This window comes from Streptomyces sp. NRRL S-31 (assembly GCF_000718775.1).
Taxonomy (GTDB): domain Bacteria; phylum Actinomycetota; class Actinomycetes; order Streptomycetales; family Streptomycetaceae; genus Streptomyces.
In genome coordinates this window covers 20,581-46,355 of record NZ_JOCB01000034.1, presented here as the reverse complement: position 1 = coordinate 46,355, position 25,775 = coordinate 20,581, and the positions used below count along the sequence as shown (strand labels likewise).

31 protein-coding genes and 1 riboswitch are annotated in these 25,775 nt (G+C 72.2%); of the genes, 12 read left to right on the top strand and 19 right to left on the bottom strand.

From position 1 onward, the window contains the following. Positions 1-155: 155 nt before the first annotated feature. From IF37_RS0115705 to IF37_RS43620, 7 genes are all read right to left on the bottom strand, one after another. A complete protein-coding gene (locus tag IF37_RS0115705) occupies positions 156-1,022 on the bottom strand; it encodes an energy-coupling factor ABC transporter ATP-binding protein (RefSeq protein ID WP_030742303.1) in 867 nt (288 codons plus the stop codon). 1 nt (position 1,023) lies between these two features. Beyond that, positions 1,024-1,779: a cobalt ECF transporter T component CbiQ gene (gene cbiQ / locus IF37_RS0115700; protein ID WP_030742301.1), complete on the bottom strand. Its 756-nt coding sequence runs from the start codon at positions 1,777-1,779 to the stop codon at positions 1,024-1,026. A 6-nt stretch (positions 1,780-1,785) separates the two neighbouring features. Further along, positions 1,786-2,226 (bottom strand): energy-coupling factor ABC transporter substrate-binding protein, encoded by a 441-nt coding sequence (locus IF37_RS0115695; RefSeq protein WP_253915776.1) that lies wholly within the window; start codon positions 2,224-2,226, stop codon positions 1,786-1,788. After that, positions 2,223-2,924 carry an energy-coupling factor ABC transporter permease gene (locus IF37_RS0115690; RefSeq protein ID WP_030742297.1) on the bottom strand — a complete coding sequence of 234 codons (702 nt, stop codon included), beginning with the start codon at positions 2,922-2,924 and terminating at the stop codon, positions 2,223-2,225. The genes IF37_RS0115695 and IF37_RS0115690 overlap by 4 nt, the downstream gene beginning before the upstream one ends. A 29-nt stretch (positions 2,925-2,953) precedes the next feature. Next, positions 2,954-3,138, bottom strand: a riboswitch (cobalamin riboswitch). Between the two features lie 171 nt (positions 3,139-3,309). Then, positions 3,310-3,642: an antibiotic biosynthesis monooxygenase gene (locus IF37_RS0115685; RefSeq protein WP_030742294.1), complete on the bottom strand. Its 333-nt coding sequence runs from the start codon at positions 3,640-3,642 to the stop codon at positions 3,310-3,312. Positions 3,643-3,973: 331 nt separating this feature from the next. Continuing rightward, positions 3,974-4,432, bottom strand: coding sequence for a hypothetical protein (locus tag IF37_RS0115680; protein WP_079165755.1), 459 nt, complete (start codon positions 4,430-4,432; stop codon positions 3,974-3,976). 66 nt (positions 4,433-4,498) lie between these two features. Continuing rightward, positions 4,499-4,771 (bottom strand): hypothetical protein, encoded by a 273-nt coding sequence (locus IF37_RS43620; protein ID WP_173456835.1) that lies wholly within the window; start codon positions 4,769-4,771, stop codon positions 4,499-4,501. A gap of 236 nt (positions 4,772-5,007) precedes the next feature. Between IF37_RS43620 and IF37_RS39455 the strand changes: the two genes are divergently transcribed. The 3 genes from IF37_RS39455 to IF37_RS0115660 all read left to right on the top strand — a co-directional run bounded on the left by IF37_RS39455 (position 5,008) and on the right by IF37_RS0115660 (position 6,192). Further along, positions 5,008-5,205 (top strand): hypothetical protein, encoded by a 198-nt coding sequence (locus IF37_RS39455; RefSeq protein WP_037856576.1) that lies wholly within the window; start codon positions 5,008-5,010, stop codon positions 5,203-5,205. A gap of 148 nt (positions 5,206-5,353) precedes the next feature. Next, positions 5,354-5,785: a phage holin family protein gene (locus tag IF37_RS0115665; RefSeq protein ID WP_173456837.1), complete on the top strand. Its 432-nt coding sequence runs from the start codon at positions 5,354-5,356 to the stop codon at positions 5,783-5,785. Further along, entirely contained in the window at positions 5,782-6,192 is a 411-nt protein-coding gene (locus IF37_RS0115660) for a DUF3618 domain-containing protein (protein WP_030742284.1), read from the top strand. Before IF37_RS0115665 ends, IF37_RS0115660 begins: the two co-directional genes overlap by 4 nt. 570 nt (positions 6,193-6,762) lie before the next feature. On the opposite strand, the gene IF37_RS0115655 is transcribed toward IF37_RS0115660, so the two are convergent. After that, entirely contained in the window at positions 6,763-7,242 is a 480-nt protein-coding gene (locus IF37_RS0115655) for a hypothetical protein (protein ID WP_030742282.1), read from the bottom strand. Between the two features lie 212 nt (positions 7,243-7,454). Beyond that, positions 7,455-7,733: a GlsB/YeaQ/YmgE family stress response membrane protein gene (locus IF37_RS0115650; protein ID WP_030742279.1), complete on the bottom strand. Its 279-nt coding sequence runs from the start codon at positions 7,731-7,733 to the stop codon at positions 7,455-7,457. Between the two features lie 250 nt (positions 7,734-7,983). Here IF37_RS0115650 and IF37_RS0115645 point away from each other — a divergent pair, with 250 nt between their 5' ends. Next, a complete protein-coding gene (locus tag IF37_RS0115645; protein ID WP_030742276.1) occupies positions 7,984-8,520 on the top strand; it encodes a cysteine hydrolase family protein in 537 nt (178 codons plus the stop codon). 272 nt (positions 8,521-8,792) lie between these two features. Further along, on the top strand, positions 8,793-9,929 hold the full coding sequence (locus IF37_RS0115640) for an NAD(P)/FAD-dependent oxidoreductase (RefSeq protein ID WP_030742273.1): 1,137 nt from the start codon (positions 8,793-8,795) through the stop codon (positions 9,927-9,929). A 231-nt stretch (positions 9,930-10,160) separates the two neighbouring features. Here the strand turns inward: IF37_RS0115640 and IF37_RS0115635 are convergent, their stop codons facing one another. From IF37_RS0115635 to IF37_RS0115625, 3 genes are all read right to left on the bottom strand, one after another. Then, complete coding sequence (locus tag IF37_RS0115635; RefSeq protein WP_367647075.1) at positions 10,161-11,018, bottom strand: hypothetical protein; 858 nt, start codon at positions 11,016-11,018, stop codon at positions 10,161-10,163. 368 nt (positions 11,019-11,386) lie between these two features. Then, a complete protein-coding gene (locus tag IF37_RS0115630; RefSeq protein WP_030742268.1) occupies positions 11,387-11,815 on the bottom strand; it encodes a hypothetical protein in 429 nt (142 codons plus the stop codon). A gap of 165 nt (positions 11,816-11,980) precedes the next feature. Continuing rightward, positions 11,981-12,613 carry a hypothetical protein gene (locus IF37_RS0115625; RefSeq protein ID WP_030742266.1) on the bottom strand — a complete coding sequence of 211 codons (633 nt, stop codon included), beginning with the start codon at positions 12,611-12,613 and terminating at the stop codon, positions 11,981-11,983. A gap of 135 nt (positions 12,614-12,748) precedes the next feature. Between IF37_RS0115625 and IF37_RS0115620 the strand changes: the two genes are divergently transcribed. From IF37_RS0115620 to IF37_RS0115610, 3 genes are all read left to right on the top strand, one after another. Beyond that, positions 12,749-13,180, top strand: a complete 432-nt coding sequence (locus IF37_RS0115620; protein ID WP_030742264.1) for an Hsp20/alpha crystallin family protein — start codon at positions 12,749-12,751, stop codon at positions 13,178-13,180. Between the two features lie 103 nt (positions 13,181-13,283). Continuing rightward, a complete protein-coding gene (locus tag IF37_RS0115615) occupies positions 13,284-13,679 on the top strand; it encodes a DUF2267 domain-containing protein (RefSeq protein WP_030742262.1) in 396 nt (131 codons plus the stop codon). Between the two features lie 69 nt (positions 13,680-13,748). Beyond that, entirely contained in the window at positions 13,749-14,192 is a 444-nt protein-coding gene (locus tag IF37_RS0115610) for a DUF2267 domain-containing protein (RefSeq protein WP_030742260.1), read from the top strand. A gap of 101 nt (positions 14,193-14,293) precedes the next feature. Here IF37_RS0115610 and IF37_RS0115605 read toward each other — a convergent pair whose 3' ends face one another. Continuing rightward, positions 14,294-15,187: an AraC family transcriptional regulator gene (locus IF37_RS0115605; RefSeq protein ID WP_030742258.1), complete on the bottom strand. Its 894-nt coding sequence runs from the start codon at positions 15,185-15,187 to the stop codon at positions 14,294-14,296. 232 nt (positions 15,188-15,419) lie between these two features. Between IF37_RS0115605 and IF37_RS0115600 the strand changes: the two genes are divergently transcribed. The 3 genes from IF37_RS0115600 to IF37_RS0115590 are packed head-to-tail and all read left to right on the top strand — an operon-like array spanning position 15,420 to position 18,038. After that, positions 15,420-16,181: a nuclear transport factor 2 family protein gene (locus IF37_RS0115600; protein WP_030742256.1), complete on the top strand. Its 762-nt coding sequence runs from the start codon at positions 15,420-15,422 to the stop codon at positions 16,179-16,181. 34 nt (positions 16,182-16,215) lie between these two features. After that, complete coding sequence (locus tag IF37_RS0115595) at positions 16,216-17,148, top strand: macro domain-containing protein (protein ID WP_030742255.1); 933 nt, start codon at positions 16,216-16,218, stop codon at positions 17,146-17,148. Then, positions 17,148-18,038, top strand: a complete 891-nt coding sequence (locus IF37_RS0115590) for a hypothetical protein (RefSeq protein ID WP_030742253.1) — start codon at positions 17,148-17,150, stop codon at positions 18,036-18,038. The genes IF37_RS0115595 and IF37_RS0115590 overlap by 1 nt, the downstream gene beginning before the upstream one ends. A gap of 19 nt (positions 18,039-18,057) precedes the next feature. Here IF37_RS0115590 and IF37_RS0115585 read toward each other — a convergent pair whose 3' ends face one another. From IF37_RS0115585 to IF37_RS0115560, 6 genes are all read right to left on the bottom strand, one after another. Continuing rightward, the gene (locus tag IF37_RS0115585; protein ID WP_030742251.1) at positions 18,058-18,648 is read right to left on the bottom strand and encodes a hypothetical protein; all 591 of its coding nucleotides are present in this window, start codon (positions 18,646-18,648) and stop codon (positions 18,058-18,060) included. Between the two features lie 139 nt (positions 18,649-18,787). After that, positions 18,788-19,738, bottom strand: coding sequence for a carbohydrate kinase family protein (locus IF37_RS0115580; protein WP_030742248.1), 951 nt, complete (start codon positions 19,736-19,738; stop codon positions 18,788-18,790). Positions 19,739-19,860: 122 nt separating this feature from the next. Further along, positions 19,861-20,193, bottom strand: a complete 333-nt coding sequence (locus IF37_RS0115575; protein WP_030742246.1) for an antibiotic biosynthesis monooxygenase family protein — start codon at positions 20,191-20,193, stop codon at positions 19,861-19,863. A 66-nt stretch (positions 20,194-20,259) separates the two neighbouring features. Next, the gene (locus tag IF37_RS0115570; protein WP_216725842.1) at positions 20,260-21,483 is read right to left on the bottom strand and encodes a 3-deoxy-7-phosphoheptulonate synthase; all 1,224 of its coding nucleotides are present in this window, start codon (positions 21,481-21,483) and stop codon (positions 20,260-20,262) included. A 193-nt stretch (positions 21,484-21,676) separates the two neighbouring features. Continuing rightward, positions 21,677-22,369, bottom strand: a complete 693-nt coding sequence (locus tag IF37_RS0115565; RefSeq protein ID WP_030742241.1) for an O-methyltransferase — start codon at positions 22,367-22,369, stop codon at positions 21,677-21,679. A gap of 196 nt (positions 22,370-22,565) precedes the next feature. Further along, positions 22,566-23,309, bottom strand: a complete 744-nt coding sequence (locus IF37_RS0115560) for a hypothetical protein (RefSeq protein WP_158727345.1) — start codon at positions 23,307-23,309, stop codon at positions 22,566-22,568. Positions 23,310-23,916: 607 nt separating this feature from the next. Here IF37_RS0115560 and IF37_RS39450 point away from each other — a divergent pair. Further along, positions 23,917-25,746 carry a class I adenylate-forming enzyme family protein gene (locus tag IF37_RS39450; RefSeq protein WP_052845208.1) on the top strand — a complete coding sequence of 610 codons (1,830 nt, stop codon included), beginning with the start codon at positions 23,917-23,919 and terminating at the stop codon, positions 25,744-25,746. Positions 25,747-25,775 lie beyond the last annotated feature (29 nt).

The window sequence follows — 25,775 nt, the reverse complement described above, 5'->3', positions numbered from 1 at the left end:
ACGTTATGTCGCGTTTCGGCACCACCTAACCACTACGCCCGGTCGATCCCCTCCCAACGCACCGTGCGGGACCGGAAGCGGGGTACCGGACCGGGAACCGGGTTGCCGGACCGGAAGCGGGTCGCGCACACCTGCCCGACTTCCGGGGGCCGGCCTCAGTCGGCGCCCGTGACCGTGACCGGGGAAGCCGCGGGCGGGACGAGCAGCGCCAGTTCCTCCGCGGTCCGGGGACCGGCGGCGGAGCCGGTCGGCAGCCCGTGCGCGCGCAGCAGCCGGGTGGCGGCGACGCCCCAGGGCAGCCGCAGCCCCGCCCGCTCCAGCAGGTCGGTGCGCGCCAGCATGGCGGCGACCGGGCCCGTGTGCGCGCCCGACGGGGTGAGCAGCGCCGCGTCGTCGGCCCAGCGCAGGGCGAGGTCGACGTCGTGGGTGGCCATCACCACCGTCGTGCCGCTCTCGCGCAGGGAGGCGAGGGTGACCAGGAGCCGTTCCTGGCCGTCCGGATCGAGGCCCGCGGTGGGCTCGTCGAGGATGAGCACGCGGGGCCGCAGGGCGACCGCCCCGGCGATGGCGGCCCGTTTGCGCTGGCCGTAGGAGAGGAGGTGGGTCGGGCGGTCGGCGAGGTCCGTGATGTCCAGGGCGGCCAGGGCCTCGCCGACGCGGGAGCGGACCTCTGTGTCGGGCAGGCCCAGGTTGAGGGGCCCGAAGGAGACGTCCTGCGCGACCGAGGCGGCGAACAACTGGTCGTCGGGGTCCTGGAGCACGAGCTGGACCGTCGTACGCAGCCGGGTCAGGCCCCGGCGGTCGTAGGAGACGGGCTGCCCGGCTAGGGCCAACTGCCCGGTGCGCGGCCTGAGTCCGCCGCTGAGCAGGCGCATCAGCGTGGTCTTCCCGCTGCCGTTGCGGCCCAGCAGGGCCAGCGCGCGCCCCTCCCGGATGTCGAAGTCGAGGTCCTTGAGGACGGTGGGACCGTCCTCGTAGGCGAACGACGCTCCCCGCAGGGTGACGAGGGCGGGGTCGCTCATGTCAGCGGCCTTTCCCGTACGAATGCAGTACGAAGGTGAGGGTGGCCAGGGCCGCGAGCAGCACGAGACTCGCGACCGTGAAACGGACCGAGACCCGGGAGCCGGACGGCAGGACGCGCAGCGTGCCGTCGTACCCGCGTCCGGCGAGTCCGGCCTGGAGACGCGCCGCCCGGTCGAAGGCGCGGACGAACGCCACGGCGCCGAGACCGGCCAGGGACCGCCAGGCGGCGGTCCGGGTGGTGTGGCCGAGCCGGGCGGCCTGCGCCTCGCGGATGCGGCGGACCGAGTCGAGCAGGAGGAAGCTCATCCGGTACATCACCATCGCCACGTCCACCACGGCTGCGGGCACCCCGGCCCGCAGCAGCCAGGGCAACAGGTCGGACAGGGGAGTGGTGAAGGCGAACAGCAGGACGCCGAGGGAGGCGGCCGAGGAGCGCAGCAGCAGTTCTCCGGCGCGCACCGGTCCGCCGTCGGCCAGGCCGACGAACCCGTGCGGCCCGCCCACCCGCACCAGCAGCGTGGCCGCTCCGGTCAGGCAGAAGCCCAGCGGTACGCGGTAGGCACGCCACAGCCGGCGGCCCGGCACGCCGGCCGGGCCCAGCAGGACGGCGAGCGCGGCCGTCAGGACGAGTGCCGCACCGGGCCAGGGCGGCAGCGCGACGGCGAGAGCGGTGAGGCCCAGTCCGAGCACGGCCTTGTCCACGGGGTGACGGTGGCGCCAGCGGCTGCTGTGCGCCGCCGCGTCGATCGGCAGCACGTCGGCTCAGACCTGCTCGGCGGCGGACTGGGCGGTGGGTGCGTCGGCGGACGCGTGAACGGATGCGTCGGTGGGTGGGTTCACGTGCCCGTCAGCGGGGGCGTCGGGGGCGGGCGCGGCAGGCCGGCCGTCCGCCCGTGCCAGGGCCCGGAGTTCACCCTGGCGCCGGCCCCGGCGCAGACCGAAGTAGTAGGCGAGGACACCCGCGCCGAGGGCCGCCTGCGCCGCGAACAGCGCCGATTCGATCTCCCCGGACGGCGGTTCGTACAGCGGCGAGAACCAGGGCTTGTAATCCGGTTCGATCTCGGTGATCGCCGTCTCGGCCTCGGCGTCCGCGCCCGCGAACGGTTCCTTTTTGCGGTCGCCCAGCCCGAGGGCCAGGGGCAGTACGGCCAGTGCGGCCACGATCACCAACAGCAGTACGTTGATCTTCGTGTTCCGGCTCATCGGGTCACCGCCTCCGCTCCGGTGGCACCACGGCCGCCGGTGACGAGCACGCCCAGCCGGGTCAGTTCACCCTTGCTGGACTGCACCAGCAGCCGCATCACGAACACCGTCAGGAGCCCCTCGCTGACCGCGAGCGGGATCTGGGTGACGGCGAAGATGGAGCCGAACTTGCCGAGCGCGCCCAGGAATCCACTGCCCGGGTCGGGGAACGCCAGCGCCAGTTGCACACTGGTGACGCAGTAGGTCGAGAGGTCGGCGACGAACGCGCCGCAGAAGACGGTGACCATGAGCGGTACGCCGTAGCGCCGCAGCAGCCGGTAGACGCCGTACCCGGCCCACGGCCCCACGATCGCCATCGAGAAGGCGTTGGCGCCGAGCGTGGTGAGGCCGCCGTGGGCGAGCAACAGGGCCTGGAAGAGCAGGGTGATGGTGCCCAGCACCGTCATGACCGGAGGACGGAACAGCACGGCGCCCAGGCCCGTACCGGTGGGATGCGAGCAACTGCCCGTCACCGAGGGCAGTTTCAGGGCGGACAGTACGAAGGTGAACGCTCCGGAGGCACCGAGGAGCAGTGTGCTCTCGGGGTGCTCCCTGACCTCGCGGGTCAGTGACCGGACTCCGTGGACGACGAACGGCGCGGACGCGACGCCCCAGGCGATCGCGTGTGCGGGAGGCAGGAAGCCCTCGGCTATGTGCATGACTCGGCAGACCCTCTCCAACACCTCGTGGATGGTTGAACTGCCTTGGCCGGTCTCCTGGCTCACGGGTACCACCGCCCAGTGCTCCGCCTTCCCGGGTCCGAGGACCCAGTGGCCGCCCGCGAGGGCTGGAGCCGGACTTCCCGATCACAGTGGCGAGGGCCGCACCGGCATCACACCGGATTTCCCGAGCACCAAGGCACGGTGACAGTAATGCCGGGGTGTTATCGATGGCAAGCAGCGGCCCATGGCCGGGAGGGGGCGCGCGACGGCTCCTGCCCGCGCGTGCGCCCGCGCCCGCGCCCGAGTCCGCGCTCGTGTCCGCGCCTGTGCTCCTGCCCGCGCCCGGCGGCCTCGCCGTCCGGTGTGCCGCCGGGCGGGGCGGTCATGGCGCGTGGACCGACACGACCGAGAACAGCCGCGGCTGCACATCCGTCGCGATCTTGGCCGCCTGCTCCATGTGGACGCGGGCCTCGGGGTTGGAGAGCATCGCCCGGTAGTGCTCCTCGGTCTCCCACTGGGCGTAGTTGAGCACGCGTTCGCCGTCCAGGGACGCGTGGAAGTTGGCGCAGACGAAACCGGGTTGGTGCTTCATCGTCTCCTCGGTGGCGCGGGAGAGCAGTTCGATCAGTTCGTCCTGACGATCCGGTGAGACGGTGAAGACGTTGATGAGGGTGGCCACGGGGCGGGTCGTGTCGACCTGAACGGTAACGGTCATGCCGCCATGTCTCCCCTTACCCACCGTAAGGCTCTCACATTCGACCGCTCATTCGCCCGATCGGAGGCGAGTCGCAAGGGCACGGTGGTCGGCGAGGGCTGCCAACAGGTAGGGCGGCGGAGGCACGACAGCGGGACGGTGGTCTTGCCCGGCGCCGGTCCCGCTGCCTGGATCGGCCGCCATGCCGCTGCCACCGCTGGTCCGTGTGGTCACCCGGATGCTCAGGACTTTCACGAGTACGGCCCAGTAGTCGAAGAATACGGACGGACGCCCCGTCCTCCGACTCCGGGAGGCGCGGGCGTCGTCGTACCCAGCTCAGGTCTGGCACTGCTCAGGTCTGGCACTGCTTTGTCGCGGCCCCGCTCCAGTTGCTCCACGCCCCGCCGGCCGGCCTCACACGCACCCGGATCTCGGCAGTGACGTTGACGGGGCCGCAGACGCGGTCGGTGTTGCCGATCTCGAACGGGCCGATCGTGGACCTGCGCTGGACGACCGTGCGGCCGTTGCCGAGCTTGACCCAGTGGCCGCCTTCGCGGACCCGGAAATACGCTTCGTAGTCGACGTAGGAGGCGTGGGCACGGGAGTTGGTGATGACGGCATGGGCCGTGATGTTCCGCATGAAGACGCGGCCGTCCTTCCACCGTTCGGCGGAGATACAGCCCTGTGCGCCGATGTTCTGGGTCGAGACGGCGCCTCCGCAGGCAATGGCGGTGGCGTGGGCGTCTGTCGGCAGTGCCAGCGCGGTCAGCACGGCTGCTCCTGCTGCGGCGGCGAGTTGTTTCAGTTTCATGGATTCCTTTCGGTCGGAATGTACCGAAGAACAGACTGCCAGTCAGACCATGCGCCGGTACCCGTTTCATGCCTTTGCAGCGGTCGGCATTTCGGTCCTCCACGGCTCCGGATCGTCAGCGGTGATTGAGGGTGTGCGTTGTCGTCCGCGTCCGGGCTTGGTCTCACGCTTCGTCGCGGTGCGTGAGGTGGCCGTCGGTGAGTCGTTCGCGGTGTTCGGCCACCGTCCGCGCCGGTGCTCCGGCCAGTCCAGCAGCAGCTTCACGGTGAGGTCGTCGAGCGGGCGGACGCGTCCGGCGATGGTCAGCCGTCGGTTGCCGAGGTCGACGTCGTCGAGCATGAGGGTGGCGATCTGGGCGGATCCGGGCGGCGTGGACCGCCGCGCGCCCGAACGGCCAGCCGGCATCCCCGCGCCCGAACGGCCAGCCGTCCGGCACACGGCGGCGAGCGGGGGCGTACGGCGGCACACGGCGGCACACGGTCGGAAAGGCACACCGGACTTTCACGCGGGCGGACCGGTGACCGGGACCGGCATGGGCACCCGTCAGCGATCGCCTGCCGGGAGGGAGTCCCACCGTGGTCATCGTCGCCTGTCTGCTGCTGCCCGTCGTCGCCGTACTGCTCTACGGCATGGACCGCGTCGAGGACTGGCTGACCCGCGCCCCGCAACGACCCCGCCACGCCCAGCCCCGGCATCTGCGCCTGATCCAGGGCGGCAGGCAGGGATCCCCCGCGCGCACCCGGACCGGCCGGCGACACTCCGACGCCGCGTGAGCGCTCGGCACCGGTCCGGCCGGGCAGGGACGGGAAAGCTCGAAATCACTGTCCTGAACTGCGTTGTTCGGGGTACCCGCGCGCTCACCGGATGGCGCTCGCGGCGCCTTCCTGCCGGAAGAAGCGAGTAAGACAGGAGGTGATCGCCATGCCGTCGAGTACGCAGCCGCATCAAGGTTCCGGCCAGCGGACGGCGGGATCGGAGCCGGTGAGCGAGCTCGTGCAGCGCGCCTCGCAGCAACTGACCGCACTGGTACGGAGCGAGCTGCGCCTGGCGCAGGCGGAGATGAAGGAGAAGGGCAAGCGGTACGGGAAGGGCGGTGGACTGTTCGGCGGTGCCGGCCTCGTGGGGTTCCTGATGCTCCAGGCCCTGGTGGCCACGGTGATCGCCGCGCTGGCGGTGGTACTGCCGGTGTGGGCCGCGGGCCTCATCGTGACCGCGGCCCTCGGCGCGGTCGCCGCCGTCATGGTGCTGACGGGGAAGAAGGAATTCTCCCAGGCCGCCCCGCCCACGCCGGAGCAGACGATGGAGAACGTGAAGGCCGACGTGGCCGAGATCAAGGAGAGTGCACACCGATGACCCAGCCGCCTCACGACGAGCCCACCGCCCAGAGCCCGGAGGAACTGCGCGAGCAGGTCGAGCGCACCCGTCACGAGCTGGGGGACACGGTGGAGGCGCTCGCGGCCAGGACCGACGTCAAGGCCCGGGCCCAGGAGAAGGCCGTGGAGATCAAGGAACAGGCGGCGGTCAAGGCCGGCGAAGTCGCGGCCAAGGCGGGGGAGGTCGCCGAGGAGGTCGTGGCCAAGGCCGGGGAGGTCAAGGCCAAGGCCGCCGAGACGGCGTCCCGCGTGCAGGAGAAGCTGCCCGACCCGGTGCGGAACCAGACCGCGCAGGGCGCCCGCCTGGCCCGGGACAACCGCGGTGTGCTGCTGGCGGTCGCCGCGGCGGCCGCCGTCGTATGGCTGACGTGCCGCGGGAGGAAGTGACACCGTAGGGGCGTTCGGCACGCTGCCCGTGAGCGGGCCGGTCCCGTTCCGGGTGCCGCCGACGGCATGCTCGCCGGCGCGCTGCTCTCCCGCCAGGCGTGGAGATGACCGGACGCCCCTGGGGCGCCGCTGACACCACTGTGGGGACCGCGGCTGCGGCGGGAAACGGTGAACGCCGTACCGCCGCGGCCGTGGTCCCCACAGTCGTTCCGGCAGAGGGGCAGCGTCCTCGTACCTCGTCATCAACGGATTCGGCAGCCAAGCGGAGCCGGTGACCGCGTACTTGCGCGATCGGCGCTGGGCGATCGCAGCCCGCTCACCGGGCGTGGTTGCCCGTACGGGCTGCCGCGCCGGTTACGGCTGCTCTGGCTGCTCGGCCAGCCTGGGACGAGGGACAGGGCCACGGAGGGTGAGGCTCCCCGTGAGTTCCACGGCCACCACGACCGCGGCCCCGTAGTGAACCCCGGCCGGTGGCATCACAGCGGCGACGCACCCTCGGGCCGACCTCGGCATCCCCAACCCCGCCCCCGCACGCGCGGAGCCGACGAATGACGCGGATGCCCGCGACACTCACGTCGGCACGCCAGTCCATCCCTCGACGTTCCGATGCCTGCCCAGGCCCACCGCCGTGAATTCGTCCTCCCGTTCACCAGGACGGACACCGAGTACGCGTAGAGCCCGGCAAACCGGACTGCCCTCGGACGAGGGCAACTCACCTTCGACAAGGTGCAGCGGTCCCAGGACAAGCTGCCCGTCGCACCAGACCGCCACGTTTTCCTCGCCGACACCTCCGAAGTACTCGGCTTCCACATAGGCGACGGGGCCTTGCTTCGACCACTTGGCCAGCACAAGGTCGAAGCCGGGCGGAAGGCTCCAGAAGTCGGTACGACGGGGGCGATCAGCATCGGCTACCGCATCCGACAAGGCATCGGATATCGGCAGCAACGCCAGACCTTGCTTCAGATCTACGACGCGAGCCGACGACAGGCCGCTCGCCATCGCGGCCAGCAGACCGCTGCCCGCGATCACTGCCTTGAGGTCATGGCTCAACCCCCTCACCTTCCCCTCCACTCGTCACAGCGCTGATCCTGGCACCCCCGGGACTTCCCGGTCGACGCCACTCCTGCGGCGTCGACATCGACACGCCCCAACCCACTCACCCACGGAGCCTCATCGCCCTGGTCCTTACACACCGACGGCTCCCCCCTGTGCACCAGGGTGGGAGCCATTCGGAGGGTCCTGGACGCGTGCGGTGTCAGGGCTTACGCGTGACGGTGCGAATGGCGATTGCCGGTGATGACGCGGTAGAGGGCCAGCAGGATGAGGGAACCGACGATCGCGGCTATCCACGTGGAGAGTTCGAAGAACCCGTCCACCGAGTCGACACCGAAGATGACCTTGCCGAGCCAGCCACCGAGCAGACCTCCGGCGATGCCGATGAGCATGGTGATGATGATGCCGCCCGGGTCCTTGCCCGGCATGATGGCCTTGGCGATGGCGCCGGCGAGCAGGCCGATGATGATCCACGCGATGATGCCCATGTTGCCGCTCCGTCTCGTCGTGTAAAGGTTGTGTTAGCTCCTCGTGTTTACCGTCCGCGCTCGTACAAACGTCCTCTTGTGCTCGAAGTCCTGACGGAGTCTGAGAACCGGCCGGTCGCGCGGTGCGTGAGACGCGTCGCCTCCTGGCTCGAATCCACTGGAATGAGGACGTGAGGAGCGTGAGGAGCATGAGGATCACGAGGAGTGACTCACGAGTTGCCTCCCGCCCCATCAGTGGAACTCTGGTGGAATGAGCAAGACAGCGCTGATCGTCATCGACATGATCAACACGTACGACCACAAGGACGCCGAGCAACTCATCCCCTCGGCGGAATCGGTCGTCCCCGTGCTGGCCGACATGCTGGGGCGCGCCCGGAGCCGTGGGGTGACGGTCGTCTACGTCAACGACAACTTCGGTGAGTGGCGCTCGCATCACGGTGAGGTACTCGATCACGCGCTGAAGGGCCCGCACGCCCACCTCGTCGACCCGCTGAAACCCGACAGCGACTCCCTCTTCGTGCTCAAGGCCCGGCACTCGATCTTCTACGAGACACCACTGCACTACCTGCTGCAACAACAGGGCGTCGACGAGCTGGTGCTGACCGGGCAGGTGACCGAGCAGTGCGTGCTGTACTCCGCACTCGACGCACACATCCGGCACTACGACGTGACGGTCCCGGAAGACGCCGTGGCGCACATCCACGCGGACCTCGCCCAGGCGGCCCTGCGGATGATGGAGCGGAACATGGGCGCCCGCGTCTGCGCGAGCGGGGACCTCTGGGCGTGACCCGCACCGAACGGTCTTGACCTCGGGTGATGGATGATCCGGCGGCGGAGCCACCCCGCTGCCGGACACACCGGACCCTCGGCGGCACATGTCACCGTTCACATGTCACCGTTCACATGTCGAGGTGCTGTCGGCCGGATGCCGGCGACCGTGTCGGCGGCGCGTCGCCGGCTTGTCGGCGGTCTGTCGGCGACGTCTGGGACCTTTCCGGAGATCCCGCCGGATGCCCGTCCGGCAGGCGTACGACACGCTCCGACACACAAGGAATCACCATGACGACCGCTGACGTCACGATCATCGGCGCCGGGCTCGGAGGCCTGACCCTCGCCCGCGTGCTCCACGTCCACGGCATACCGGCCACGGTCTACGAGGCGGAGGTCTCACCGACGGCCCGCGCCCAGGGCGGGATGCTCGACATCCACGACTACAACGGCCAGCCGGCCCTGCGGGCGGCAGGGCTGCTGGACGAGTTCCGCGGCCTCGTCCTGGCGGGCCGTCAGGCGATGCGGGTCCTCGACCGGGACGGGACCGTCCTGTTCGACCAGCCCGACGACGGCACGGGCGGACGCCCCGAGGTGCAGCGCGGCGAGCTGCGGCAACTGCTGCTCGACTCGCTCCCGGCCGGCACCGTCCGATGGGGCCGCAAGGTCGGCGGCACCCGCTCCCTCGGGCAGGGCCGCCACGAGGTGTCCTTCGCCGACGGCGGCACGGTCGTCACCGGCCTGCTGGTCGGCGCGGACGGCGCCTGGTCACGGGTACGGCCGCTGCTCTCCGCCGCGATACCCGAGTACACCGGTATGTCGTTCGTCGAGACCTACCTGTTCGACGCCGACACCCGGCACCCCGCCGCCGCGAAGGCGGTGGGCGGCGGGTCGATGCTCGCGCTCGCGCCGGGCAAGGGCATCCAGGCCCACCGGGAGAGGGACGACACCCTGCACACCTACGTGGCGCTCACCCGGCCGCAGGAGTGGTTCGCCGCGATCGACTTCACCGACACCGCCGCGGCCCGCACGCGGATCGCGCGGGAATTCGACGGCTGGGCACCGGAGCTGACCGCGCTGATCACCGACTGCGACTCCGGGCCGGTGCCGCGCCCCCTCAACGCGCTGCCGCACGAGCACCGGTGGGACAGGGTGCCGGGGGTGACCCTGCTCGGCGACGCCGCCCACCTCTCGGCCCCGAACGGGGAAGGCGCCAACCTGGCCATGTACGACGGTGCCGAGCTCGGCGAGGCCATCGCCGCGCACCCCGACGACGTCGAAGCCGCCCTCACCGAGTACGAGGCGGCCCTGTTCCCCCGTAGCGCCGAAGCCGCCGTCGACGGCGCCGGGCTCCACGGGCTCCTCTTCGGCGACGACGCGCCCCACGGCCTGGTCAGCGCGTTCACCGAGGATCCGCAGACCCCATGAGGACTGTGACCACACCGGTCGGCGCGGCGGTGCGAGGCCGCCCCGGCGAGCACCGGCAGCAGCCCGGGCGTCTCCGGCTCCCGGAGGCAGGAGCAGCCGCCGTGCTGCCGAGCCGCCGTGCTGCCGAGCCGCCGTGCTGCCGGGTCGCAGGGCTGCCGGGTCGCCGCTTCGAGAAGCCGCCGACGCGGCCCATCCGGCACCCGTCCGCCGGATGGGCCGTGCTCGGCGCGCTCAGAACTCGTCCCTCGGCAACTCCTGGTCGCTGATGCCGTTGAAGTCGCTGGGGGTGCCCTCGTCGAACTCCGCGCCGTCCGGCCCCGCGCCGGCGAAGAAGCCCCGCATGAGTTCCTTCAGGTCCAGCTCCCTGGCGCCGGCCGGAGCCGTGGGCTTGGTGCCGTCGCTCATCCGCAGGCTCAGCCCCAGCTTCTTGACCTTGGCGCTCTCGGCCAGCTTGGCGAGGTTCACGTCCACCGCGGCCAGCTCACCGTTCTTGAGCGTGAAGTCCGCGGTCGCCTTGGCGTCGGGAGCGTCCTTGAGGTCCTTCTTCGTCGGCAGTTCCATGCCCGGCGGCAGATCCTTCGCCAGCGGGCGGATCTCGTCCAGCAACTCGGTGACCAGCGTGCGGAAGGGGGCCGTGGCGGTGATGTGCTCGGTGTCGTCCTCGCCACCGGCCGTCTTGAAGCGCACCTCACGGGCGATGACCTCGCGCAGGGCCTTCACCAGCTTCTTCTGGGTCTTGGCGTCGAGGGACGGGGCGGGCGCGGGGCTGTCCTCGGCCTCCTGGCCGTCGGCGGCGGCCTTCTCCATCTCCTTGGTGTCGAACTTCACCCACTTGCCCTCGATGATGTCCTTGAGCGCCCCGGCCTGCGGGGGCAGGTCCTCGACGGTCGGTACGGGGCTGCCCGTCATCTTGCCGACGGCGTCGGTGTCGGTACGGATGTAGGTGTAGTCGCCGATCACCCGGTACTCGATGAGGTCGCCCTCCGGGCCGCTGATCTTCAGGGCCGTGCCGACGAGGTCCTTCTCCCCGGACTCCTCGATCGGCTTCCTCGACTGCACGGTGACGCTGATCTTCGCGCCGCTGAGCAACTCGGCGGCCTCGTCCGGGATCTCGTCACCGGGCTCGGGATCGGACTCGGCGTCCAGCGCCTTCAGCGAGGCGACGTCGGTGTCCAGGTCCAGCTCGAAGGAGATTCGATTCTTCTTGCCGAGTTTCTCGAAGGCCTGGTCGAGCTTCTTGCCGGCCGAGAGCTGCTCGATCGTCCCGCACGCGGCGGAGCCCGCGAGGACGACACCGGCTACGGCGACGGTGGTCAGGGTCTTGTGTATGGCGCTGATGATGGTCTCCTCGTGGATCCGATCACGGCGTGATCGATCAGGAGACTCACAACCTCCTCACAAGGTTGCACGTGCTTTCTCACGGCGGGAGACCGGGCGTGTCCCACCGCCGTGCGTCCTCACTCCGCTCCGGGATCCGGCGGAGGGGGAGCGGAGGTGGTGAAGGACACGTGGGAGAAGGTGTGGCCCTGCACCACCGGTCCGTACTGGGTGCCGCCGCTGACCGTGTTCCGGTTGTCACCGGTGGGCACCCGCTCCGCCCCCGCACGCCACTCCCGCAGGGCGCCGGAGAACTCGGCGTCCAGCGCGGCGCGCACCGCCAGGGCGGTGCTCAGTGCCTGGGCACGTGCCACGTCCCCGGGCGCCTCCCGGAGCCGGACCAGCTCCGCCTCCCCGGAGCCGGCGGCCGGTGCCCGGCCGGACGCGTCCCGGTCTCCCTCCAACGGGCGGCGCACCAGAGCGGTCAGCCCCGCCCACGCCTGCCGTCCCAGCTCGCCGCCGGCACCGCCGGCGAGCGCCCCGAGCAGCGTCACAGAAATCGGATCCACGTCGTGCCACCTTCCGTCTCTCCCGCCCGATCACGCAACGGTCCGGCTCCGCCCGTGCTCCGTCCCCGCACCCCAAGTCCCTTGGCGGAGAACCGAATCCCGGACATCGTCCCACTCACTCCAGGTCCGCGGGTACAAGCGGCGGGCAAGAGCGAACGGAGGGGCTCAGGGGGGTGTGAGGGCGTCGAGCCGGGCGGCGAGGCCGGGGTGGGCGGCGGCCAGGTGGGGGCGGGCCGCGGTCAGGGGGGCGACGAGGTCGGCGGGGTCGTCGTGGGCGAGGGCGGCGTGCAGCTCGTCGAGCGGGCGGCGGGCGGCGGGGGGAAGGTCGGCGAGGGCGGTGATCTGGCCGGCGAGGCGGCGCAGGTCGGCCGCGTTGGCGCGGGCCCAGGTGGCGGTGGTGCGTTCGGCGGCCCGGGCCTGGCGAGTGGCTGTCACACGTTGCTCGCCGGTGGTGCCGGCGGCACCGGGGCGGCCGCGAAGGTAGCGGCGTTCGGCGGCCTGACGGCTGGCGACGCCTAGGGGATGGGCGAGGTCGGCCCAGCTGGCTCCCGCGTCTCGGGCGGTTTCGATCAGGCCGGTCTCCCAGCCGGCGAGCCGCTCGCGCACCTGCCGCAGCAGCATCAAGGTGGCCAGCGCCTGCTCCGGCCCGGGACCGGGATCCTCCGGCGTGTCCGGGGACTCTCGCTGGGCGTCGCGCAGGGCGTCGTCTATGGCGTTCAGGGCCGCCGCGGCGGCGAGGAACGACGCCGGGCTCTGGGCGTTCGGGCTGGTCGTGGGCGGTTGGTCGGCTGCGGTCACGGGCACCTCCCTCGGGTGTCATCGGTGTCATCCGATGGACGACATTCTTGTTTGTCATCCATTGGACGACATGGTACAACAGTGCCTGAGGCGCATTGGCAGCAACTGCCCTGAACCGCTGGAGGTGTTTTCACGATGTTGATGCGCACTGACCCCTTCCGTGAGCTGGACCGGCTGGCGCAGCAGCTGATGGGCCCGGGGACCTGGTCCCGGCCGTCGCCGATGCCGATGGACGCCTACCGCGAGGGTGACGAGTATGTGGTGGCCTTCGACCTCCCGGGCGTCACCGCGGACGCGATCGACATCGACGTGGAGCGGAACATGCTCACCGTCAAGGCCGAGCGCCGGCCGGTGGCGAAGGCCGACGACGTGCAGATGGAGCTGTCCGAGCGGCCCCTGGGCGTCTTCTCGCGCCAGATCGTGCTCGCCGACACCCTCGACACCGAGCACATCAAGGCCGATTACGACGCGGGCGTGCTCACCTTGCGCATCCCGATCGCCGAGCGCGCCAAGCCCCGCAAGATCTCCATCGGCGTCGGATCCGGCCGCAAGGAGATCTCCGGCTGACACCGGCCGGACGAGTGCGGAGGGCGGGCACCTGATCTCCCCCTCATCCCGCTCTCCGCACCCCCCGTCGGGCAGTTTCGAAGAAGAAGGGGCGGCGGCCGAGATGACTCTGCTACGCGAAGCGTTCCTCGGCCATGTGCAGGAACGCGGCGAGTACGACACTCCGGAGGAAGCCGAGCGCGCGGCCCGTGTGGTGCTCGCCCTCCTCGGCGCGCATCTGGTCGGCGACGTCCGCGCCCAGTTGGCGGCCCGCCTGCCCGAGGCGTTCGCCCTGATCCTGCTCAACCCGTTGCGCAGCGCGGAGCCGCTGCCCCCTGAGCGGTTCGTCCGCGCGGCCGCCGCGTGGATCGAGGGCGCCACCGAGCAGACCGCGGCCTGGGACGTCGGCGCCGTGCTGTCCACCGTCGCCGACGCCGCCGGCGAGGAACTGCTGGGCCAGATCCTGCTCCAGCTGCCCGCCGGCTACGACCTTCTCTTCGGCCGCCCCCAGCCCACCTGACCGTGCCGGGTGGTGCCGCACCCCGGCACCGCCCCACCCATCCTCGCTCCACGAAAGGCATGCACCGCAGTGATCTCCGACGCGCGCGTACCGCTCGCGCACCAGCAGCCGTACGGGACGGCGTATGAGCAGATGCTGGAGAGGGTCCGCTACGAAGGCGCCTATCCCACCCGCGAGCGGGCCGACGAAGCCGTTCGCCTGGTCCTCGCGGGGCTGGGGCGCCAGCTGGCCGGCGACGAACGCGTCGATCTCGCCGCCTGTCTGCCCCTGGAGGCCGCCCGCGTCCTCACCGCGCAGATACCCGACCCCCGGCCGCTGACCGGCTGGGCCTTCGTCAAGGACCTCGCCACCCGCACCGGTGCCTCCCTCGCCACCACCCGCTGGGACACCGGATCGGTCTTCTCCGCCGTCGCCGCCCACGCCGGCCCCGACCTCATCACCCGCGTCCTCGGCCGGCTCCCCACCGGCTACGCCCTCCTGTTCGGCCGCGCCGAACTCACCCCCGCCGCGTAGCGGGCCAGGCGCCGGCCTGTCCTCGTCCCGTCGTCCACCGGCTCGAAGTCGGTCGGCCGTCACGGGACCCGGCAGGTCGGCGCCGTCGGTCGCTGCGCGGTTCACCGCTGGGCATGGCCACGGACAGTGTCGCGGAAGGCGATCGGGGTCTGTCCGGTGCGCTGCTGGAAGTACTTGCCGAAGTGGGTCGCGCTGGGGAAACCGAGGTGGCCGGCGATGCGGGCGGCGGTCTGGTCGGTGTGGGCGAGCAGGCGTTTGGCTTCGAGGACGACACGGCGGTCGATGAACTCCTTGGCGCCGAGGCCGGCCGTGGCGAGGGTGGCGCGGGAGAGCGTACGGGCCGAGTAGCCGAGAGCGCCGGCGTAGTCCTCCACGCGGCGGGTGTGGGTGAAGTCCTTCTCGACGGCGTCGCGGAAGCGCAGATAGGCGGGGTGGGGTTCGGAGGCGGGGCCGCCCGCCGGCACCGTGAGGTGGGCGAGGCGAAGGACGAGGACGGACAGCAGGTGGCGCAGGGCCGCGGTGTGGATCTCCAGCGGCAGTTGTCCGAGTGCGTGGAATTCGGCGGTGAGGTGGTCGGCGGCCATGCCCAGGGCCGCGGCGTCGTCGGGCAGCGGGCGGTGCAGGACCGACGGGTGGGAGTCCCTTTCGGCGGCGGCGGTGGTGGCCGGGTCGAGGAAGTCCTGCCGGAAAAGGATCAGGGTGCCCTCGGCGTGGGTGAGGTCGCCCCACTGGTGGACCTGGCCAGGGCGTACCCAGAGCCAGGAGCCGGGGTCGAGGGCGAAGGCGGCGAAGTCGACCGTGTGTGACAGCGTGCCGTGGCCGAGCGTGAGCAGGTGGTGGAAGTCCGGGCGCTGGGGGAACGCGAGGTGCCTGCTCGGCATGCGGTGGCGCAGGTCGCTCAGGGAGAGCACCTCGACCCCCGCCGGGGTTCCCACGGGCGCGACGAAGGGGATCTCCGGGATCTCCCGGATGCCATCGTGTCGGTTTTTGGCCATCGGTAGTCGTGAGGGTATCAGTCCCTGCTGCTCAGCCCGCTTAGCTTTGAAGTGTCGCCCTTCAGGGCCGACGTAGCTGTCGGAAAGCGGTCATGAGAGGGGTGCGGGGCTGTCGCGGCCGGCCTGTACACCGAGGGCCGCTCCGCTCGATCAGTACCCGGCCACCGCGTCGTCCTGACTCCGCCCTCCCCTCCCCGCCCTTCCCCACCTGTGACATGCAAGGAGATCTCCCATGAGCGACGCGAAGAGCATCGTCGTCACCGCCGCCACCGAGCTGTTCGGCAAGAAGGACCCGAGCGCGGTGGACCGCTGGGTGTCCGCCGACTACACGCAGCACAGCGCCCTGGCCGCCGACGGCCCCGAGGCCCTGCGCGGGCTGGTCGCCGGCCTCGCCGACGACTTCCGCTACGACGGCGCCCGCGTCCTCGCGGACGGGAACCTCGTGGCCCTGCACGGCATCTACCACGGGTTCGGGCCCGAGCCGCTGGTCGGCTTCGACATCTTCCGCGTCGACGACGACGGCAAGCTGGCCGAGCACTGGGACGCCCTGACCCCGCTGGTCGAGAACACGGTCTCGGGCCGCTCGCAGACGGACGGCCCCACCGACGTCACCGACGTGGACAAGACCGAGGCCAACCGCGCCCTGGTCACCGAGTTCGCGCGGAAGGTCCTGGTCGGCGCCGACTACTCCGTGCTGACCGACTACATCTCCACCGAGACCTACGCCCAGCACAACCCGGAGGCCGCCGACGGCTTGGACGGGTTCGGCGCCGCTGCCGCGAAGTGGGCCGAGCAGGGCAAGAACCTGGTGTACACCAAGGTCCACAAGGTCATCGCCGAGGGCGAGTTCGTGCTGCTCCAGTCCGAGGGCGTCTTCGGGGTGCCGGTGGCGTACTACGACCTTTTCCGCGTCCAGGGCGGCAGGATCGTCGAGCACTGGGACGTCATCGCCCCCGTCCCGGCCGAACTGCCCCACACCAACGGCCTGTTCTGACCGACCCCGCCGCGCACCCCCGCAGGAGAACCCCGTGCCCGCCGCCCTGCCGCTGACCGCCTACCGCACCCGGATCGCCCTGGACGCGCCGTTCCGGCCCGCCCCGGCGATCTCCGCTCGCGCGCGGCGGTCCGACCTGGTCCGCGACGCGCTGCGGCTGCTCGCCGACGACCCGGCCTGGACGCGCATCGGGCTGCGGGGCGAGGAGGCCGGCCGCGTCGACGACGCGCGGGCACGGCGGCTCCTGCGCGCGGTCCTGACGGTGCGCGCCCCGGGGCCGTTTCCCGAGGAGACGACCCGGGCGCTGGACGCCCTGCTGGACAGCGAGCGGCTTGCCCGGCCCCTCACGGACGCGACCCGGCTGCCCCTGCTCGCCGAGGAATTCCCCCACACCACCTACCCGGCGGCCGGTCACACCGTGCTCTGGCAGGGCGACATCACCTCCCTCGGCGCGGACGCGATCGTGAACGCCGCCAACAGCGCCCTGCTCGGCTGCTTCCTCCCGCTGCACCCGTGCGTCGACAACGCCATCCACAGCGCCGCCGGTCCGCGCCTGCGCGAGGACTGCCACACGGTCATGTCCTTGCGGGGCGGCCGTGCGGAACCGACGGGAACCGCCAAGATCACTCGCGGCTACCACCTGCCCGCCCGCTACGTCCTGCACACCGTGGGCCCCGTCGTCGACGGCCCCCTGCTCCCGGAGCACGAACGGGCGCTGGCGGCCTCCTACCGCGCCTGCCTCGACCTCGCGGCCGAGGTGGACCACCTGCGCACGATCGCGTTCTGCGGGATCAGCACCGGGGTCTTCGGCTACCCCAGGACGCCCGCCGCGCGTACCGCCCTGGACACCGTGGCCGACTGGCTCGAAGAACACCCCGGGCGGCTCGACCGCGTCATCTTCAACGTGTACGGGGACGACGACCACGCCGCCTACGTCCACGCCCTCACCGAAGGAACCCGGCCCTGATGAACCAACCGGAATCCAGCCTGGAAGACGCCGCCGGAACGGTCCGCTCCTGGCTCGGGGCGGCCGACCGGGTGCTGGTCACCGCCGGGGCCGGACTGAGCGCCGCCGCCGGATACGACTACGGCGACGTCGACCGCTTCCGGGAACTCTTCCCGGCCCTGCACCGGCTCGGCCTGCGTTCGCGCTACATGGTCGGCGTGCCGCTGCCCCCGGCCCTGCTGTGGGGCTACTGGGCCGTCCACATCGACGACATCCGCTACGACCCCGCTCCCAACCCCCTCTACCAGCGGCTGCGCGCGCTCGTGGGCGACACGGAGCACTGGGTCATGACCTCCAACGTGGACGGCCTGTTCGCGCGCAACGGCTTCGCCCCGGACCGCGTCTTCACTCCGCAGGGCGACTACGGCCGCTACCAGTGCAGCACGCCCTGCACCCAGGCCACCTGGGACAGCGGACCACTGGTCGAACGCCTCCTCGCCGCGTACGACCCGGCCACCGGCGCCGTCACCGACCCCCAGGCCCTGCCCCGTTGCCCGAACTGCGGCGGCGAGGTCCAGATCAACGTCCGTATCGGCCCCGAGTTCATCGAGGCCCCCTACCGTCCCGCCGGGGACCGTCTCCAGAGCTGGCTGAGCACGCCCGGCGCCGGCACCCGCCTGGTCATCCTGGAAATCGGCGCCGGTTTCAACACGCCCGGCGTCATCCGGTGGCCCGGCGAACACCTCACCCGGCACACCCCTCACGCGCGCCTCATACGTGTCAACCCCACCCATCCGGAGGTCCCCGCCGACCTCGCCGACCGGGCCCTGTCCATCCCCGCCGACGCCGAGCGCCTGCTCGACGCACTCGACGCACTCGACGCGCCGGACCGGCACCCGACCCCACGGTGACCCGGACCCGCGACCGGGGTCAGTGGCCGCCGCTCGGGGGCTCGCAGTCGGTGCCGTCGGGGTAGCCGCCGAAGGCGTCCGCCCGGGTGGAGTCACCGCTCATCGTGCCCTCCACACACCAGGGGGAGGCGCCGATGACGATGAGGAAGCCGACCCCGGACCCGTTCCGGTACGTCCGCACCTTCCCGGCGGAGTAGCCGGCGCCGGTGAGCGCCTCGCGGACGCTGTCCGGGGCGAAGTCGCCGCGCCGACGCAGTGGTTCGAGGGCACTCCTGACGCGTCCGACGGCAGTGAGTCCCTCGCAGCGGCTCCGGCCGTGGAGCGGGATGGGATCCCTGAAGCCGTGGTTCTCGGCGTAGTGGTCGGTCGGCGGCGCGGTGGGGCGGGGGGTGGCGGTGGCCGTGGCCGCCGTCGGCTCGGGGCTCTCGCCGGGGCAGGGGAAGTCGGCCGGTGCGCTCGGCGTCGGGACGCCGGTCGGGGTGGGCCGCGTACGGCCGGAGGCGTCGCCGTCGTCCCCTGCCCGCTGCGTTCCGCACCCCGCCGCCAGCAGGACCGTCACGGCCAGCGGCAGCATCCCGAGCCGGGCCCTCGTCTTCCTTGACGTCGTCATCCCGCGATCCTCGCCCACGGCGCGGCGGACGTCATGAGTCCGCGTACTCATGGGCCACAAGCGCTCAGCCGGGTACGAGGGCGTCCCACCGGACGCGGGCCGGGCCGTCGTGCGTCAGGTTCTCGCCGTACGGCCGCGGTCAAGGGGCGGCGGCCCCCGGGCCGTACGCCGTGTCGAGCAGGGCCGGCAGGGCGGACGGGGTGATGCCGTAGCTCTGGGTGCCCACGGCCGCGAGGGCGCGGGTCGCCAGGACGGAGCCCGTCCGTGCGCAGCGCACCGCGTCCAGGCCCGCCGCCAGGCAGGACAGATAGCCCGCGCGGAAGGCGTCGCCGACGCCGGTCGGATCGACGGCCTCGGTCGCCGGGACCGCGGGCACGTCCACCGGCGGTTCGCCCGCCCGCTCGATCCGGCTGCCCTTCTCGCCGAGCGTGGTCACCCAGGTGCCGACCCGGGCCAGCACATCGGCGGCGGACCAGCCCGTCTTCTCCAGCAGCAGCCCGTGCTCGTACTCGTTGGTGAACAAGTGGTCGGCCCCGTCTACGAGTTCGCGGATCTGCGCGCCGTCGAGGCGGGCCAGCTGCTGCGAGGGGTCGGCGAGGAAGCGCGTCCCGGCCGCCCGGCACGCGCGCGTGTGCCGCAGCATCGCCGCCGGATCGTCGGCACCGACCAGCACCAGGCCGACACCGGCGGACAGGAACCCGGCGAGGTCGATCGAGGACGCCTCCGACATCGCCCCCGGGTAGAACGAGGCGAGCTGGTTGCCGTCCGGGTCGGTGGTGCACAGGAAGCGGGCCGTGTGGCGGGTGGCCGAGGTCCGCACCCCGCCCAGGTCCACGCCCAGCCCGGCCAGCCGGGCGCCGTAGTCGTGGAAGTCGGTGCCCACCGCCCCGACCAGCAGCGGACGGTGCCCGAGTCGGGCCAGCCCGTAGGCGATGTTCGCGGCGACGCCGCCCTCCCGGATGTCCAGGGTGTCCACCAGGAACGACAGGGAGACCCGGTCGAGGCGGTCGGCGAGCAACTGGTCCGTGATGCGGGCGGGGAACGTCATCAGATGGTCGGTGGCGATGGACCCGGTGACCGCGATCCGCACCGCGGAGGCCGGCGGGCGAGGGGGCATGGGGCGGGGTCTCCTTACCGGAGGGGAGTCGGGGCGGCGCCGCACCGCGCACCACGAGGGGGCGGTACGGCGCCGTACGGGGCGGGACGCGGACGTCAGCCCTCGGGGTGGTGGACGGCGAACACCGTGTAGGCGTGCGGGTCGGGCTTGGCCAGCGCCGCCGCGCGGTCCCGGTAGAGCTGCACGTCCGGGTCGTTCATGGTCTCCTTGATGGCGCGCTTGGTCTCCCACTGCGCGTAGTAGACGAGGCGCTTGCCGTCGAGGCTGGTGAGGATGTTGACGGAGATGCAGCCGGGACGGTGCCGGATGAACTTCTCGGCGCCCTCGCTGAGCACTTCGGCCAGCTCCGTCTGCTTCTCCGGCTCGACCTCGAAGACGTTGATCATCGCGAAGGTTCCGTCGTCGGTGCGGATGACGGTCTCGGACATGGTTCGTTCCCTTCTCATCGGGTTCACAGGAATCGGTGCACGGGAATCGGGTTCACGGGCATCGGGTCACGGGGCTTCACCCGGGTCGGTCCACGCCCGGGCCACCTCCACCGCCTGGGCGGGGTTGAGGCGGGGGTCGCAATGGGACACCGGGCCGGCGGCCCGGTCCGCGACGAGGTCGTACTCGGCCGGGTCGCCCCAGACGCACTCGTCGACGTCGTACGGCGTGGTCTCCAGGTGCAGTCCGGCGGGCGTCCCGCCGGCCCGCGCGACCACCGCCAGGAAGGTGCGCACCTCCTCGACCACCGTGCGCACCGAGCGGACCTTGGCGCCCGACGGCGACTTGACGGTGTTGCCGTGCATCGGGTCGCACAGCCACGCCACCGGGTGGCCGGCCTCGCGCACGGTGCGCACCAGCGGTTCCAGCGCGTCGCCGACGGCATCCGCGCCCATCCGCGCGATCAGGGTGAGCCGGCCCGGCTCGCGGCCCGGGTCCAGCCGGGCGCACAGGGCGAGCAGTTCCTCCGGCCGGGTCGTCGGGCCGATCTTCACCGCCACCGGGTTGCTCACCTGCGCCAGCATCAGCGCGTGCGGTCCGTCCGGCTGCCGGGTCCGCTCGCCGATCCACGGCAGGTGCGTGGAGGCCAGCAGGATGTCCCCGGCCGCGGTCCGCCGCAGCAACGGCAGCTCGTAGTCGAAGACCAGCGCCTCGTGGCTGGTCCACACCGGGGCGCCGGTGGGCAGGGCCCAGTCGCTGGTGCGCTGGCGCAGATAGGTCACGGCGCGGTGGGCGGCGTAGTAGCAGTCCAGCATGCGCCGCGGGTCGGGGCGGCGGGCGGCCGGCGTCGGCTCCGGGCCGTTGACCAGGTGACCCCGGTAGACCGGGAGTTCCAGCCCGCCGACGGTCTCGGTGGGGGCGCTGCGCGGTTTGGCGAACTGGCCGGCGATCCGGCCGATGCGCACCACGGGCTTCCCCGTGCCCGCCACCATCACACCGGCCAGGGCGTCCAGCAGTCCGGCCTTGCGCAGGACCGCCGAGGGCGCGCACTCCGCGGGGTCCTCGGCGCAGTCGCCGGCCTGGATCACCAGGCAGTGGCCGGTCGCCGCCTCGGCGAGCAGGGTCCGCAGCAGCCGGACCTCCTCCCCGCCGACCAGACCGGGCAGCCGGGCCAGTTCGGCGCGGGCCGCCGCGACCTGGACGGGGTCGTCCCAGGGCGGCTGCTGTTCGGCGGTGCCCAGATCGCGCGGGAAGTCCTCGTCGAGGTCGGCGAGGGGGTACTCCGCGGTCACGGTGTGCGCCGGGTATCCGGGATGGATCGCGGAGTGGGCTCCGGGGTGGGGCGCGGGGCGTGCGCCGGAAGGTGTTCCGGGGTGTGCTCCGGGTGGTGTCCCGGGGTGGGTCGCGGGGTGGGTCAGCCCCGTCACGGTCGTCCTCCTGCCGGTCGGCGCGGATGGTGGGGCGGGCGCTGCGGCGGCCCGGCCATCAGAACGGCGACTCGCCGGCGGACAGCCGCCGGGCCAGCGTCAGACCGTCCGCCATCGGCAGCAGGACCAGCTGGACACGCTCGTCCTTGCGGGCGTGCTCGTTGAACTCCTTGATGGCCGCCGCCTTCTCACCGGGGAGTTCGTCGACCACCTCGCCGTTGAAGAGCGTGTTGTCGACCAGCAGGAGGGCGCCGGGCTTCATCCGCGGCACCAGCTCCTCCCAGTAGTCGATGTAGCCGGGCTTGTCGGCGTCGATGAAGGCGAGGTCCAGGTGGGGTTCCCGGGGCAGGGCGCGCAGGGTCTCCACGGCCGGGCCGAGCCGCAGCTCGATCCGGTCGTCCACGCCGGCGCGGGACCAGAACTCGTGTGCCGTCGCGGTCCATTCGGCGGAGATGTCGCAGGTGATGAGCGACCCGCCGGCCGGCAGTCCGCGGGCCAGGCAGAGCGAGGAGGAGCCGGTGAAGGTGCCCACCTCGACCACCCGGCGGGCGCCGAGCAGCCGTACCAGGAAGGTCAGCAGCGCGGCCTCCTCGGGGGCGACGACCATGTGCGCCTGGTCGGGCACGAGGGCGCGGGTGCGCTCCGCCAGCTCCGCGAGGAGCGGATCGGGGGTCATCCTGCCCGCGGTGAGCAGGTAGTCGTGCAGCTCGGGGGTGAGCGCGATGTTCCGATGCGTTTCGTTCCGCAACACGGTTTGCTCCCGGTGGTCGTAGGGACGCGGGCACGGGCGGGGACGGAGTGCGTGGCGGTTCCGGGCCGCCGCCCCGGGACGGTCGGGGGCGGGTCCGGGCCGTTGCCCCGGCGGCGGGCCGGGCGCGGCGGGTCCGGGGTGGTGGCCGGCCGGGGGCCGCCACCGGTCTCCGGGGGGTGGGGTTCGGGCGGTCGGGTCAGACGGCCGCGAGGGCCAGGCTGGGCCAGGTGGCGTACGCGCGGCGGACGGCGTCGTCCTGCCGCGGCAGCCCGGCGGCGACCTGGCGCAGATCGCCGGGGCAGTGCAGTTCGAACCGGCGGCGGCCGGCGGGCCGTGCGCCGTCACGGACGAAGTACAGGACGGTCGAACCGCCCGGTCCGCCCTCGTGCGGGTTGTGGCCGCCCCCCTCCCACAGCAGTCCGGCCTCCGTGTGCCAGGCGGTGACCAGGTCTCGCAGCAGCGGTGGTGCGGGGCGGCGCAGGACGAACGCGGTGTGGTTCTCGAAGCCGTGCGCCGCCTCGGACACCTCGATCCGCCCCTCGAACGCGGGACTGTCGCGCGGGAAGAGGAACACCTCGACCGCGGGGTGCCGCCGTCCGTCCGGCAGATCCAGGCGGAGCCGGGTGATGTGCACCTCGCACCGGTCCGGGTCCAGCCCGTGGCGTTCGCTCAGCCGGCCCCGCACCACCGTGCTCGGCACGGTCGGCAGGGGTGCGAGACCGGCCCGCGCCAAGTCCCTGAGCCCCGCCGCGAGTGTGCTCGGGAAGAGCAGTACGGCGCAGTGGTCGAACACGCAGTCCCGTTCCACCAGGGATACCGCCGTACCGAGCGGGGGAACCGGCGTAAGAAGGGTGGCCGCCGGTGCGGTGGACGCGTAACGGGCGTCCCGGATCGTGTCGTCGAGTCTGCGCCGATCATCCTCGGAAAATGCTTCCACCATGGCGGAAACGCCAGGCGGAAACGGTATTTCATGGGTTTCTCCGGAGGGGTGGACGAGGGGCATCGATACCTCCTGCCGCTGGGTCGTCGAAATTCTGTGTCGCTCATCAGTCGCGGGGCAAGAGCATCTTGGCCGGTGGCTGTTCCGTACCGCCCGAAAAGCCGCCCGAGTCCGCTCACCCACCGCTCTGACCAGCGGGAACAGCAGATGTTCGCCCTTCTCGATGACCCTCATCGGAGGAGCCGATCATCCTCTTCGACGCAGGTTCCGGCCTCTTCGGGAAGTGGATTACGGCAGTCCTCTATTGAGATTCCTTACCGGTCGCTCGCCGGTGTATGACGGTGATACGGGCAATGCCGCAGCCGGGCGGGATTCGGCTGTGCCGATGAGTCTCATCGGAGCGGCCGATGCTCGGGGTCGAAGGCGTGGGAAAAGCCTCCCGGAACCCGCCGTGGACCGCCTTCATAGAGCTTCCTTATCGTCCGCTTCCGCGTCCGCCGGATCAGATTTCCTTATCGGCTCCCGCTGGACGGGGAATTCCGTCGCCCCGCAGAATCCGGTGTCGGCGAGCAGCGGCGGTTCCGCTGCCGCGAACGGAGGTTTCTTCGTGAACGCCCCCGCACATTCCCCGGATTCCCCGACGCCGCCCCGCACGTTCTGCGAGGCGCTGGAACTGGCCGCCGCCACCCGCGCGGAACCGGCCCTGTGGGACGGTGGTCACTGGCGGACCTGGCGGGACTGCCTGCGCCAGGCCGAACGGACCGCCGGCGCCCTGCACCGCCGCGGCTTCACGACCGGCGACGTCCTGGCGGCCCAACTCCCCAACTCCTGGGAGCTGGTGGTGCTGCACGCGGCCACCGCCCGGCTCGGCGTACTGCTCCTGCCGCTGCACTCCGCCTACGGCACCCGCGAGACCCAGGCCCTGATCGAGCAGTCCGGCGCGAGCGGGCTGGCCATCCGGGCCTTCCACCGGGGCCATGACCGGACCGGCGAGATCGTCACCCTGTCCGAGCGGTGCCCGTCCCTGCGGCACCTGTGGGTGAGCACGGCCGGAGCACCCACCGATCCCGGGCGCCCTGCCGGTGGCCTGCCCGAACTCGCCGAGCTTTTCGATCCACCGGCCGCACCGACACCACAGTCGGCACAGACGGCACAGACACCACAGTCACCACGGACGGCACCGACCGACCGGCTGCCGTCCCCGCCCGCGGACCCCCGTACGCCCCTGCTGCTCCTCGCCTCCTCCGGGACCACCTCGGCCCGGCCCAAGCTGTGCGTCCACAGCCACGCCGGGCTGCTCGGCAACGCCGCCGCCGTCGCGGCCGACGGGGGATTCGGAGCGGGGGACACCATCGTCTCCGCGAGCCCCCTCAGCCACGCCTTCGGGATGCTGTCGGTGCACCTCGCCCTGGTGACCGGCGGAGCCGTCGGCCTGTTCGACGGCTGGGACGCGCACCGGTTCGCCCGCGCCCTCGCCGCCACCTCGGCGACCACGGCGTTCGCCGTACCCGCCCAACTACGCGACCTGCTCGCCCTGCCGGCCGAGGCCACCACCGCCCCACCCGCCGGAGCCATGGCCCCGCCGGCCGAAGCCGTCGCCATCCCAGCCGAGGCCCCCATCCCGCCGGCCGGAGCCACCACCATCCCGTCGGCCGAGGCCACCGCCCCGCCGGCCCCGCGCCTGCGCGAGGTACGCACCGGCGGCGCGCCCGTCCCGCGCGAACTCGCCGACGCAGTACGGCGACGGCTGCGCGCGCGGCTCGTCGTCCAGTGGGGGATGACCGAGGTCGGCGCCGGCACCTACACCCGGCCGGACGACCCGCCCGGGGCCACGGCCACCATCGGCCGCCCGGCATCCGGCGCGCGGGTGCGGGTACTGGCCCCGGACGGCGGCCCGGCGGCCGAGGGCGCGACCGGCGAACTGCAATACCGCAGCCCCTACATGTTCGACGGCTACTACCGGGCCCCCGAGCGGACCGCCGCCGCCCTCACCCCCGACGGCTGGCTGCGCACCGGCGACCTGGCCGCGCTCGGCCCGGACGGCTCCGTCCACTACCGGGGCCGCGCCGACGAACTCCTCAACCGCGGCGGGCTGAAGTTCAGCGCGCTGGAGGTCGAGGAACTCCTCGACGACCTCCCGCAGCTCGCCCAGCACGCCGTCGTGGGGCGGCCCGACCCCCGGCTCGGCCAGCGCTCCTGTCTGCTGGCCGCGCTGCGCCGGGGCACGCACCTCACCCTTGAGGACGTGACCGGGCACCTGATCCGCAAGGGGCTGGCGACCTACAAGCTGCCCGAGCAACTGGTGCTCGTCGACCGCCTCCCGACCACGGTCACCGGCAAGATCGCCCGCGCCCGGCTGCATACGATCCCGCTGCCCCCGCTCCCCGAGCCGCCCCGGCGCGGAGCCTCCCGGCCCGTACCGGAGACCGCACGATGAGCCCGGTCGGACACCCGCTCACCGCGAGG